10 protein-coding genes are annotated in these 12,396 nt (G+C 42.4%); 9 read left to right on the forward strand and 1 reads right to left on the reverse strand.

The features are described from left to right. Positions 1 to 7: 7 nt before the first annotated feature. The 3 genes from FC30_RS06835 (at position 8) to FC30_RS06845 (ending at position 5,826) form a co-directional block, all read left to right on the forward strand. On the forward strand, positions 8 to 1,156 hold the full coding sequence (locus FC30_RS06835; protein ID WP_010690339.1) for a sensor histidine kinase: 1,149 nt from the start codon (positions 8 to 10) through the stop codon (positions 1,154 to 1,156). Positions 1,157 to 1,304: 148 nt separating this feature from the next. Then, complete coding sequence (locus FC30_RS06840) at positions 1,305 to 2,642, forward strand: serine hydrolase (RefSeq protein WP_010690340.1); 1,338 nt, start codon at positions 1,305 to 1,307, stop codon at positions 2,640 to 2,642. Positions 2,643 to 2,892: 250 nt separating this feature from the next. Then, positions 2,893 to 5,826, forward strand: coding sequence for a YhgE/Pip domain-containing protein (locus tag FC30_RS06845; protein WP_010690342.1), 2,934 nt, complete (start codon positions 2,893 to 2,895; stop codon positions 5,824 to 5,826). A gap of 200 nt (positions 5,827 to 6,026) precedes the next feature. Here the strand turns inward: FC30_RS06845 and FC30_RS06850 are convergent, their stop codons facing one another. Next, positions 6,027 to 6,857, reverse strand: a complete 831-nt coding sequence (locus FC30_RS06850) for a DegV family protein (protein ID WP_010690343.1) — start codon at positions 6,855 to 6,857, stop codon at positions 6,027 to 6,029. 158 nt (positions 6,858 to 7,015) lie between these two features. Between FC30_RS06850 and FC30_RS06855 the strand changes: the two genes are divergently transcribed. From FC30_RS06855 to FC30_RS06880, 6 genes are all read left to right on the forward strand, one after another. Then, entirely contained in the window at positions 7,016 to 7,519 is a 504-nt protein-coding gene (locus tag FC30_RS06855; protein ID WP_010690344.1) for a DUF1836 domain-containing protein, read from the forward strand. Between the two features lie 10 nt (positions 7,520 to 7,529). Then, on the forward strand, positions 7,530 to 8,429 hold the full coding sequence (locus FC30_RS06860) for an ABC transporter ATP-binding protein (RefSeq protein WP_010690345.1): 900 nt from the start codon (positions 7,530 to 7,532) through the stop codon (positions 8,427 to 8,429). Then, entirely contained in the window at positions 8,419 to 9,678 is a 1,260-nt protein-coding gene (locus FC30_RS06865; protein ID WP_010690346.1) for an ABC transporter permease, read from the forward strand. Before FC30_RS06860 ends, FC30_RS06865 begins: the two co-directional genes overlap by 11 nt. Before the next feature lie 75 nt (positions 9,679 to 9,753). Then, the gene (locus FC30_RS06870) at positions 9,754 to 10,002 is read left to right on the forward strand and encodes a hypothetical protein (protein WP_005919090.1); all 249 of its coding nucleotides are present in this window, start codon (positions 9,754 to 9,756) and stop codon (positions 10,000 to 10,002) included. A gap of 25 nt (positions 10,003 to 10,027) precedes the next feature. Then, on the forward strand, positions 10,028 to 11,416 hold the full coding sequence (locus tag FC30_RS06875; protein ID WP_005919094.1) for a TrkH family potassium uptake protein: 1,389 nt from the start codon (positions 10,028 to 10,030) through the stop codon (positions 11,414 to 11,416). A gap of 212 nt (positions 11,417 to 11,628) precedes the next feature. Continuing rightward, the gene (locus tag FC30_RS06880; protein ID WP_005919097.1) at positions 11,629 to 12,396 is read left to right on the forward strand and encodes an AzlC family ABC transporter permease; all 768 of its coding nucleotides are present in this window, start codon (positions 11,629 to 11,631) and stop codon (positions 12,394 to 12,396) included.

The raw sequence follows: 12,396 nt of genomic DNA on the forward strand, positions 1-12,396 counted from the left end.
TGAGCGGATGAAATTTTCATTGACAGCCCGGGAAAAAAGTGAGCTCTTTGGTGAAGGGATAGTAACGGTCATCTTGTTATTGTTGCTCAACATGTCGATCTTTATGATCGTTAACCAGGAGATCTCGAATAACCCGGGTTTACAAAATGGGATCTTCCAGATCAAGATGTCGCTATTTTTAGGGCCGACTGATCTCCAGGTCTGGAGTTGGGGGGGCTTATTCACCTTGATGATCATTGCGGATTGTGGTATCGTCTATTGGCGTTTGATGCGGCGCTACCGGCAGATGCAGTTGCGTCATGTTATCGCTGAGTTGCACTATATTGCTTCGGGACATTTTGATCATCGGATACCATTCAAGCTAAGTGGTCAGATGCAAAGAGTCGTTGAAAGTGTCAATTCATTAGTTGATAGTACGATCAATGCTATGGAAGAAGAGCGCCTGATCGAACGTTCAAAAGCTGAGTTAGTGACCAATGTCAGTCACGACATCAGGACACCACTGACATCGATCATTGGCTATCTCGGCCTGATCGAAAATAAACAATACAATAATGATGAAGAATTATTGCAATATACCCATACAGCTTTTTTGAAAGCCAATCAGATGAAATCCTTAGTCGATGACCTGTTTGAATATATTAAGGTCAGACAAGAAGGTGTAACGTTGAACATCGTACAGTTAGATATCGGTGCGATGTTAGAACAGGTGGCTGCTAGTTACGAACTGGAGGCCAACAAAAAAGGGATGGCGATCCATATCGATGTTCCAGCTGAACCATTGGTGATCGAAGCTGATGGTGAAAAATTAGCCCGGGTCTTCAACAATCTAGTGTCTAATGCTTTGAAATATGGAGCCGGTGGTAAGAATATCTATCTTAAAGCGATGCCGGTGAGTGAAAAAGAGCTCAAAGTAACGATCGCTAATGATGGTGAACCGATCCCGCAAAAATCATTAGAACAGGTCTTTGATCGGTTCTATCGGGCTGAAAGTTCGCGGTCACGTGAGACCGGGGGCTCAGGGCTGGGTTTGGCGATCGCGCAAGGTATCGTCGAAAGACACCATGGCTACATTTATGTAACTTCGGATGCCGAATTGACAGAGTTTATCATGCATTTTCCGATTAAGCATGCTGACAGTTTAGTGCGTCAGTAACAAGATAATATATTGGACCAGTTTTGAGGTGTTTTGGGCTTCAAAGCTGGTTTAGTATTGTCAGCTGAAAAAGACGTGTTTCTTATTGATTAGTTTTGATATTTTGGGTATTCTTATAGATGAGATTAAGTGAGAGGAACTTAGAAAGATGACATTTTTAAAATCTTTACAAAAAGTAGTCACAGCTCTAGCAGCGGCTGTGATCGTATTTTCCGTGATTAGTTTTAGCGGACTCGGAGTGGCAACTGGCAAAGCTGATACAGCCTTGCCAGCTGATACCGACAGTTCATTACAAATCGACGCTAAAGCAGCGATCGCGGTCGATACTAATACAGGACAAATTTTATATGCCAAAAACGCTGACCAAGCTTTACCAGTGGCGTCCATGTCAAAATTGATGACCGCCTACATGGTATTGCAAGCGATCCATAATGGCAAACTCAAGTGGAATCAAAAAGTGACTCCCGGCAAGGCTGCGCAAGAAGTCAGCCAAGATACTACGCTTTCCAATGTTCCATTAAAGGAAGGTCATAGCTATACCGTGCGGGAATTATACCAAGCTACTTTGATCTATTCAGCTAATGGAGCTGCGATGGCTTTAGCTGACGCAGTTGGCGGGACGCAAAAGAACTTTATCGATCTAGCGCGTAAAGAAGCCAAGAAGATGGGCTTAAAAGATGTTGAACTTTACACGGCTAATGGTTTAGCTAACGGTGAAGTCAAGGATGGCAAATATCCTGGGGCTGCCGATGATGCGGAAAACAAATTCTCCGCTAAAGATATGGCGATCTTGAGCCAACGTTTGATCAAGGACTATCCTGAAGTGTTGAAGACAACTAAGATCACTCGGATGAAATTCAACAACGGGACTGATCAAACTGAAATGGAAAACTGGAACTGGATGTTACCTGGTTTAGCTAAGGCTTATAGTGAACTACCAGTTGACGGTTTGAAAACAGGGACATCTGATTCAGCTGGTGCATGTTTTGCTGCGACAGTCAATAAAGACGGGCATCGTTTGATCACGATCGTCTTAGGAGCTAAACATGATAGCCAAGAGGACCTTTCACGTTTTGAAGAAACACAAAAATTAATGTCATATTGCTACAACAACTATACCTATACTTCTTTGGCTAAAGGGACGACCTTTAAAAAGACCAATGCTTTGCCGGTTTACCATGGTAAAGACCTAGATGTTAAAGTTTCTTTGGCATCTAAGACCGATGTTTGGTTGAAGAGTGGCGTTTCTAAGGACCAATTAAGTGCAAAAGCTGTTGGCAACAAGAAATTATACAAAAAAGATGGTCTACAAGCTCCTTTGAAGAAGGGCCAAAAGGTTGGTACTTTACAGATCAAAGCTAAAGATCAACCAATGTACTTCTTGGATGGAACAGACTACTTGAGTGCTGATGCGCAAACAACCACTGAAGTTAAGAAGGCTAATATCTTTGTGATCGGCTGGCGTGCGATCACGAGCTTATTCTAAACTAGCGCCTATCCCAACGACTACTGCGGTCAAGTGATCGTAGTAGTCGTTTTTTTCGTACATTTTGAGATATGTGTCGCACTTTTGGAAAAATTTTTTAGACATTTTAGGGCTCTTTACCTTATATAATGCGAATGATTGCGTTTGCATCTTAAAATGTAGCTAAATTGTTATAGTTTGTCTTTCGTGGACATTCAGTGTATATTATTAGACAGCAATAAAATATTTTAGGTTAAGGAGTGAAATTATCTTGAAGACGATCAAGGCTGAATTTGAACATATCAAGAGTCAAAAGATGCTTTTAGCTGCAATTTTGGCTATTATGTTTATCCCATTCTTATACTCTGTGTTCTTCTTGAAATCTGTCTGGAATCCATACGGCGATGCTAAGTATTTGCCCGTAGCCGTAGTTAATGAAGACAGAGCGGTAAATTTCCGTGGTAAGAAACTCGATGTGGGTGATCAGTTAGTCAAGAATTTAAAGAAAAATGATGGTTTAGACTGGCATTTTGTTTCTAAAAAAGATGCTGAATATGGTCTTAGCCACAAAGAATACTATATGGTAATTACGATCCCTAAGGACTTCTCCAAGAATGCAACAACTGTTTTGGATAAGGATCCTAAGAAGATGGAATTGCAATATACGACCAATGACTCCCTCAACTATATCGGTAAAGTTATCAGTGAAGAAGGGGCTAAACAAGTTAACGCTCAGGTCAAAGAAACTGTTTCAACGTCATATGCAGATACAGTCTTTGGGGTGATCAAGCAAGTCGGTAAAGGCTTTAACACGGCAGCTAAGGGTTCAAAACAACTTAGCGATGGTTCAAAGACTTTATCCGATGGGATCAATACCTACACAGCTGGTGTTTCTCAAGTAAATGACGGTGTGATCAAGTTACAAACAGGTGTGGTACCTTTGGGCCAAGGTGTTTTGAAGCTAGCTGATGGTTCAAATACGTTAGCTAACGGAATCAACACTTACACAGCTGGTGTTGACCAAGTAAACAACGGTGTTTTCCAATTGCAAAATGGTACCGGCGCTTTAGCTAGCGGTGTGGGCCAATTGGCTACTGGATCTAATACGTTGGCAAATGGTTTGGGCACATATACAAATGGTGTCGGTCAAGTCAATAATGGTGTCTTACAATTACAAAATGGTACTGGCGCTTTAGCTAACGGTGTAGGGCAATTAGCTACTGGTTCAACTACCTTGAATAATGGGTTGAACACTTATACTGCTGGGGTAGCTCAATTGAATGATGGTTTAACCCAGTTGCATAATAATTCAAAACTTCTTAGAGAAGGTGCTGGCAATCTAGCGGCTGGTAATAAAACATTAGCTGATACAATTAACAAACAAATTGATGTTATTATCAATCAATTGAACTCTAACGATACTAAGCAAGCGATCGAAGGTTTGAAGCAATTAAAACAACATGCGCCTGCGATCCAAAAACAATTGCAAGAATTGCAAAATACAATGAACGGTTTACCTACTCTATTAGGTGGGATCAATTCAAGTGCTGATAAGTTCAGTCAAGATCTGACAACGAATTTAGTCAGTGCAGGGAACAATATTTCTGGCTCAGCTAAAGAAGTTGGTGAAGTGCTTGCAGCTAATGAAAACAAGTTATCTACTGAAGATCAACAAAAATTAGCTGATGCGATCGCTAAGAACCAAGCAGCTGGTCAAAACATTCAAGCTGCTGGTGCTGCAGCTCAAACATTTAAAGATCAATTGACACAAGCACAAAATAGCTTGGCACCGATCTTGCAAAATGCGCAACAAATGCAAGATTACATCAAACAAGTAAATGTATTACTGGATAAATTGAATACAGTGGATACTTCTAAATTGTCTAATCTTCAAGGATTAACGACTGATTTAGAAAAATTAAGAACAGGCGCTAACGAATTATCCGAGGGTTCTAATACATTGAGCACTAAAGTTACTGAGTACACATTAGGTGTCGATAAAGCCTATGCTGGTGCACAAACGTTGACTTCTAAGAATGGAGAACTAACATCAGGCGCAAACCAATTGGCTGGTGGTTTAGGCCAATTGAATGGTCAAGTGCCAACATTGACAGGTGGTATCAACCAACTTGCTGCTGGTACAGGTCAACTTGTAGCTAACTCAGGTGCTTTAACATCAGGTGCAAACCAATTAGCCGGTGGTTTAGGCCAATTGAACGCACAAGTACCAACATTGACAGGTGGTATCAACCAACTTGCTGCTGGTACGAGCCAACTTGCTGCCAACTCGGCTGCTTTACGCAGTGGTGCAAGTCAATTAGCCGGTGGTTTAGGCCAAATGAATGCTCAAGTTCCTACTTTGACATCAGGTGTGAACCAATTAGCTAATGGTACCCAACAATTGAACGCTAACTCACCTAAGTTAGCTGATGGTGCTACGCAATTAGAACAAGGTAATAGTAAGTTAGCTAAAGCCTTGGCAGAAGGTTCAGAACAAGTAAACGATAATACGAAGAACTTGTCCTCTAAGACTTCAAACATGTTTGCTTCTCCAACCGAACTCAAGCATAAGAGTTACAGTTACGTACCAAACTATGGTTATGCTTTAGCTCCATACATGTTATCAGTTGCATTGTATGTTGGTGCTTTGGTCTTCAACTTAGTTTACCCAGTACGTCGCTTATCCGATCCAGATGCTAGTGCAACTGAATGGTGGTTGAGCAAGATCTCAGTTGGTGCTCTTGTTGCTACTGGGACTTCAGTAGTTGAAGTTCTCTTGATGATGGCAGCTGGCTTACATCCAGATTATTTAGGGGCAACCTTGATCAATGCTTGGTTCTTTGCCCTTGCAAGTACTTTTATCGTGATGTTCTTAGCCGTCGCATTTGGCAATATCGGACGTTTCCTAGGGATCATCTTCTTGGTCATCCAGCTCGGTTCTTGTGGTGGGTCCTTCCCAATTCAAGTTACCCGTGCAATGGGCGGATTCTTCCAAATGGTAAATCCATTCTTGCCAATGACTTACTCAGTTTACGGTTTCCGTGAATCCTTGACATCAGGTCTAGGTGCAAATCAAGTTTGGATCTCTGTTGGAGTTCAATTGATCTACATCATTGTCGCAGTTGCTTTGCTTTGGGTAGCAATGAATGCTGAACGTAGTAAAGTTACTTACGTTGATGTTGAAAATCAAAACTTAAACGACTAGAGTGTGAGACAATGCGGTCAGCGCCGTATAAATAAGGAGGGGGTCACTATGATGCGTATTTTGCATCATAGTGACCCCCTCCTTATTTACTAGGCGTTGCATTGTCGAACACGTTTCGGCTATATAGCCCAGATGCGTATTGTGCATCATGGCGGTTCTCTTATTACCTACTAGGAGTTATGCTGCCGAACATGTTTGTATTATTGTTTTTCAAAGCCGACCATCAAGCCCCCGACTTCAGCGTAGTAGCTGCAAACACCACGTGTTGTAGTGACCGTTACCTCGCAAGCGGGATAAGTTTCCTTGATCTTTTGGGAAAGCGATTCAGCGCCAGTTTCATTGAAACAATGGGCAATGCAGGCTTTTTTACCGTTAAAACCTTGCGCTTGCATTTCTTTTAACAGTAGATTGATGGCTTTGATTTGCCCTCGAGCCTTACCGACAGGGGTGAGTTTTCCCTCGGTGTCAGTCCCGACGATGCGGAGTTTGAGCATATTGGAGATCTTAGCGGCTGCAGCACTGATCCGGCCGTTGTTGACTAAATTGGTCAGTGATTCAAGCGAGAACAAAAGCCCTGTATGTTGTTGATAAGTTGTTAATTTGCTTTCGATCTCGCTAAATGGTGCTTCAGCTGCGAATAATTTAGCGGCGTATTCGACTAAAAGTTGCATCCGTGGTCCTGCTGATTGTGAATCTAAAATAAGGACTTGGGCATTAGGGTGCTCTTCTAAATATTGTTCGCGGGCCTGCACAGCCGCAGAATAGCTACCCGATAACGCACCGGTGATCGTGACGGCCACGATGATATCTGCTTCACTAAAAGCTGTTAGCCACTGATCGATATTAGGGCAAGCAGTGCTACTTTTGGTGGATAATTCGCGCAATTCATCGGTCATCACTAAGACATCTAGGGCGGCATCATCGATGTATTCTTTACCGCCAGCCATGATCGTGATCGGGACACTGGTAAAATCGATGTCTGCTAAAGTTGTTACATTTGAGCCAGAATCGGCAATGATCTTATATTTCATCTCTATTATTCCTTTATAGAAGTTTTTATATGCTTTTTCAACGGTTTTTAAAAAACTTATGGTATATTTGAGTATAAACATGTGTTATCGATTTGTCAAAAGATATTGATAGCGCGAACATGAAAGGATAAGCTATAATTTAGGAAAGGACGTAAACAATGAAAAAAATTTTACAACAGGAAAATGTTGCTTATTTTAAACTCCCTACTTTTGAAGAGATACCTGATGTGGGACTCTATTTGGAGCAGACAGCTACATTTATCAACAAGTATTTAGAACCACTTTTGGGTAGTGAATTGACCCCATCGATGATCAGCAATTATGTTAAGAAAAAATTGATCGCTCGCCCGGAAAAAAAGCAATATTCGCGCGAGCAGATCGCCTATCTTTTTTTTATCACTATTTCTAAGACGGTCTTAGCCTTAGATGATCTAAAATTACTTGTCAAAGTCCAACGCGAGACGTATCCGATCCAAACCGCATATACGTATTTTCGGGAAGAGTTGGAACAAACTTTGCTCGCAGTCTTTGAAGAGCGGGCGTTGAGTTTCGAAACAGGGGAGCGTTCCGAGCAAAAGGTCATGTTGTATAACATTATCATTGCAGCTGCACATAAGATCTATCTGGAAAAATATTTTCAGATGGTACGACAAAGAAACTGAGGTAGAATAAATGTTATCGGTGGAACACTTAGCCAAAAACTTTGGCACCCTAAAAGCCGTACAAAATCTATCGTTTGAGATAAAAGACGGTGAGATCTTGGGGCTGGTGGGTCAAAATGGTTCAGGCAAGACGACGACTTTTCGGATGTTGTTGGGCCTGATGCAACCAACAGCGGGAAAAGTTCTCTGGAATTGCGAAAAGATCGGTGAAAAGCAAAAAGATCTGATCGGCTATTTACCCGAAGAACGCGGTCTTTATCCTAAAGAAACGATCGAACAACAGGTCATGTACTTTGGCAAATTACGTGGGAAAGCACCACGTGAGATCAAAGAAAAGCTCGACTATTGGATGGATCATTTACAAGTTAAGGGTAAAAAGAATGATAGGATCAAATCTTTATCCAAAGGCAATCAGCAAAAAGTCCAGTTGATCACTACTTTGATCCATGAGCCTAAATTAGTCATTTTAGACGAACCTTTTAGTGGACTAGATCCTGTCAATGCTCAGATCATGCAGGATGCGATCATCGCTTTGCGCAAACAAGGCTCGTGTGTGATCTTTTCAAGTCATAACATGGCCAATGTGGAACAGATCTGTGATCGCTTGGTGATGATCAAAGATGGACGACAAGTTTTGGCGGGCAAAGTCCAAGACATCAAAGATTCGTTTGGTAAGATCAAAGTCTTTTTAGAATCACCCTTGACTACAGCTGAGGTTCAAGCTGTTCCAGGGGTAGTGGCTGTCAAAGAGCGCGGACGAAGGTTAGAGGTAACTCTATCTGACCCTGCAGCTGGGCGTGAATTGTTTGAACTGGCAACAAAGGATGGATATATTCCGACCTTTAGCCAAGAAACGTTGACGTTAGAGGAGATCTTCAAACTAAAGGCGGGTGAAAAAGATGAACTTTGAGAAATTATGGGTGATCGCAAGTGATGTATACCGTAAAACGGTCAAATCACCGAGCTTTTTGATCGGGGTCTTTATGCCATTTATCGTAGTTTTGATCGGCTTTTTGATCGGTGCGATCATGAATAGAGGCCAAGAGACGACTACGATCGGGATCTATTCCGATCAACCAGTGTTAGCCAAGGCTTTAGCGCAACAAAAATTTCCCGATCTAAAGTTAAAACAAGTGGATTCAGTCAAGGAGGCCCAAAAACAGTTGCAAGCTGAAAAGCTAGACCATTATCTCGTCTTGACGCAAAAAGAAGGTAAGTTGACCAGCACTGTCTATGGCGAAAAAGTTCCCGGCAATACCACGATGGCTAATCTTCAACAGGGACTAAATGGCCTCCAGACGTCACTCAAAGCAGGTGAATACAAGTTGACCCCAGATCAAGTTGCTGAATTGATGCAACCAGCTAAGCTTGAAGGTAAGGAGATCTCCTTTACTGATGATGGCAAGGTCAAGACGTCAAAGGATAGCTCAGGAGTCAAATTTGCCTTGAGTTATGCGGCTTGTATCTTCACGTTCTTTTTAGTTTTGACCTATGCGAGTTTGATCGCCCAAGAGATCGCGGGTGAAAAAGGAATGCGCATCATGGAAGTCATCTTATCCAGTACGAACGCTAAGACTCATTTCTACGGAAAATTATTAGGGGTGATCTTGGCTGCGTTGACTCAATTGGTGGCAACGGGGCTCTTGGTCGGAATTGCAGTCTTTATCATGCGTGATAACGATAGCCTAAATGAAATGTTAGATAATTTACATTTCACGGGGATCGAACCGAGTTTTATCGTCTTGTTGATCCTCTTTATCCTAGCAGGCTCCCTCTTTTATGCGGTCTTGGCTGCTCTGTGTGGTTCTTTGGTCAATCGGGCCGAAGATGCACCTAAAGCGATCATGCCAGTCACCTATCTGATGATGGCGGGTTACATGTTAGGCTTGGTCGTGGCGGCAAATGATCCAAGTAACTTTATCGTGATGATCTGTAGCTATATTCCATTTTTCTCCATGATCTTGATGCCGATCGTATTGGCCAACGGGACAGCTGGGCTCATGGGGGCAAGTATTTCCCTGGTTATTTTAGTCTTGAGCACCTTGGTCTTAGCTGCCTTTTCCGCTAGAATGTATCGAGTAAATGTATTGGTCTACAATCAAAAGGGGATCTGGGCTTCCTTACGCCAATCATTGACGATGCTCAGAAAAGATGTCTGATCGGCACTTCATCTCTTAATTTAAGTCGGATCTGCGTTATAATGGAGATGTATTTAAGTAAGGGAGATGAAAAAGATGGAAAGAAGAAAGCCACGGCGAAATGAAGAGAAGAAGACCGAAATTTCAGCCAAAGGCAAGCCGTTTGTCCCTGGGACCCATGTCGAGTTTGTTTATCATCGCCACCATTATAAGGGGACCATCGAAAAGCAGTTGCGTAATTCGGCGATCATCATCTTTGACCCTGAATTTGAGAATACAGTTACGGCGATCGAGTTGAAACAAAAGATCGTGATCAGTTATTCAAAAATGCAGGTGATCAAATAGATCGCCAAGTTAGGATAGTTTAGGAATGTTTTATAGGTTAAAGAAAAAGATCAGGGCCAAGTATCGTGAAGCGACCCCGATCCAATTGTTAGTTGCATATTATGGCATCGCTACGATCATTACTTTTGGTCTACTGTGTTTACCGTGGATCAAGTTGCCTGATGCGCCAAAAACAACGCTGCTAGATAATTTGTTTATGGCGATCTCGACGATCAGTGTGACCGGTCTGTCGACTTTTCCGATCGACCAAGTCTATAACGAGTATGGGGTCATCTTGCTAGAAGTACTGTTCCAAGTTGGGGGCTTTGGGGTCACGATGTTAGCCACAGTCGCGATGGTCTTGACTGGCCGACGCATTGGGTTACATCAACGCCAGCTGATCCAATTTGATATGAACCAACCGCGCTTGAGTGGGATGGTCAAATTAGTGACGTCGGTCTTTGGACTGATGATCATGGTCCAATTAGTCTTTGGATTGTTGTTTTCCCTGTATTTCACGTGGCGTCACGTCTATGATAGTTTTTCCGATGCCCTTTTTCACGGAATGTACATCTCGATCAGTGCGGTCACCAATGCTGGTTTTGATGTTACCGGGGATTCGATCGCCCCGTTTAGACAGGATTATGGTTTCTTATTGATCATTATGGTCTTAGTTATCATCGGAAGTATCGGTTACCCAGTTTTGACTGAGATCGAGGCTTGGTTCTTCTACAAGCTGCGTTACCGTGGACTACGCAAGTTTAGATTTTCCCTGTTCTGTAAATTAGCGGTCTTTTTTGCAGCGATCTTTACAGTTGTAGGAACGATCTTGCTGTATCTATCGGAAAATGGTGGTCTGCATTTGCGGGCTGATAGTCTGCATAATTTTATGTCAGCCATGTTTTACAGTGTCTCCTCGCGTAATGCAGGACTTCAGATCAACAGCATGAATGATTTTAACCACACGACCTTACTTTTACTGGCACTGTTGATGTTCATCGGGGCTAGCCCAAGTTCTGTCGGTGGTGGGGTGCGGACCACGACGATCGGGATCTTTATCCTGTATCTGTATTCATTCATTCGTGGGCGCAACAACATCAATATCTTCAATCGGCGGATCAGTCGCGAAGATATCCAAAAAGCGATCGTGGTCGTGAGTTTATCGACATTGTTGTGTATTTCAGCGGTCTTTATCCTCTCAGCTACAGAGGACGCTCCTTTATTGTCATTAGTCTTTGAAGTGGCTTCGGCTTTTGGGACGACCGGGCTATCGCTGGGGATCACGGATAGATTGTCGACTGTCGGCAAGATCGTGATCATGGTCTTGATGTTCGTCGGTCGGATCGGAATGTTGTACACCCTGATGTTCTTTATCAGAAAACGCGACCGTGATCTGAGTTATAAGATGCCAACTGAGAAAATTATTATCGGTTAGTGTGAAAGGCACACCCCAGAATTGATAGGGGGTGCCTTTTTTACATACAAAAAATTAACTCTAAAAGTGACTTAGCCACGGTTTTTGTCATTAACAATAATGTGTTATAATCAAAATTACAGGGAGTTTTTTATCTATATACATGGAGTGTTTTTGGCACTCCATACTCTTTTGGTGGCTTTGGTCACTAAATTTCACTGGAGGCAATTGAATTGGAAAATGTAAAACCACGTTGGCGTGAGGTCTTGGATATCTCAATGCCACTATGCTTGAGTTACATTCCGATCGGGTTAGCGTGTGGTATCTTGCTACATGCTGCTGGATTTAGCTGGATCTTAACAACGTTGGTCTCGTTGTTGGTCTTTTCTGGTGGGGCGCAGTTTATGATCGCCTCAATGTTGGTGGCAAATGCCCCAATGCATACGATCTTGATCATGTTATTCTTTCTCGAATTACGCTATGCCTTACTTGGTTCGAGTTTATCGCAATATATGCGGGGGACGAGCAAAAAATTTCTCTATCTTTTTGCAGCTTCGTTAAATGATGAGAACTATGCTGTCAACTACTTGAAATTTGCGACAGATAAGGGTTGGACACCTAAAGATGCACTTATGGTCGAACATTATTCATTACTTTTCTGGACAGGTGCTAACTTAGTCGGTAGTTTGATCGGTAATATGATCAAGATCAATTTGGATATCGTTGATTTTGCATTGACGGCGCTCTTCTTATATATGATCGTCATGCAGATCAAGAATGTTTTAACGATCTTTATCAGTCTTTTGTCAGCCGTTTTGGCGATCATCGCAATGGTCTTGATCAAGAGTACGATGGGACTTGTGGTGGCAACGTTGCTCGCTTCATTGGTCGGCTTTATGGTCGAAGATTATTTAGTCAAGCACGGGCATGCAAAAGGCTTCTTACTCAAGAAGATCAAGCCTAAAGCAAGTCGCAAAGTCATCAGCAAGTCAGGAGAATAG

Origin of the sequence: Ligilactobacillus animalis KCTC 3501 = DSM 20602, from assembly GCF_001434535.1 — a bacterium.
Taxonomy (GTDB): Bacteria; Bacillota; Bacilli; order Lactobacillales; family Lactobacillaceae; genus Ligilactobacillus; species Ligilactobacillus animalis.

Coding starts and splice junctions, on each gene's coding strand:
- FC30_RS06840 (WP_010690340.1), top strand. CDS start 1,305: ATGACATTTTTAAAATCTTTACAAAAAGTAGTCACAGCTCTAGCAGCG.
- FC30_RS06855 (WP_010690344.1), top strand. CDS start 7,016: ATGAAAAAAATTTTACAACAGGAAAATGTTGCTTATTTTAAACTCCCT.
- FC30_RS06865 (WP_010690346.1), top strand. CDS start 8,419: ATGAACTTTGAGAAATTATGGGTGATCGCAAGTGATGTATACCGTAAA.
- FC30_RS06835 (WP_010690339.1), top strand. CDS start 8: ATGAAATTTTCATTGACAGCCCGGGAAAAAAGTGAGCTCTTTGGTGAA.
- FC30_RS06875 (WP_005919094.1), top strand. CDS start 10,028: ATGTTTTATAGGTTAAAGAAAAAGATCAGGGCCAAGTATCGTGAAGCG.
- FC30_RS06870 (WP_005919090.1), top strand. CDS start 9,754: ATGGAAAGAAGAAAGCCACGGCGAAATGAAGAGAAGAAGACCGAAATT.
- FC30_RS06860 (WP_010690345.1), top strand. CDS start 7,530: ATGTTATCGGTGGAACACTTAGCCAAAAACTTTGGCACCCTAAAAGCC.
- FC30_RS06850 (WP_010690343.1), bottom strand. CDS start 6,857: ATGAAATATAAGATCATTGCCGATTCTGGCTCAAATGTAACAACTTTA.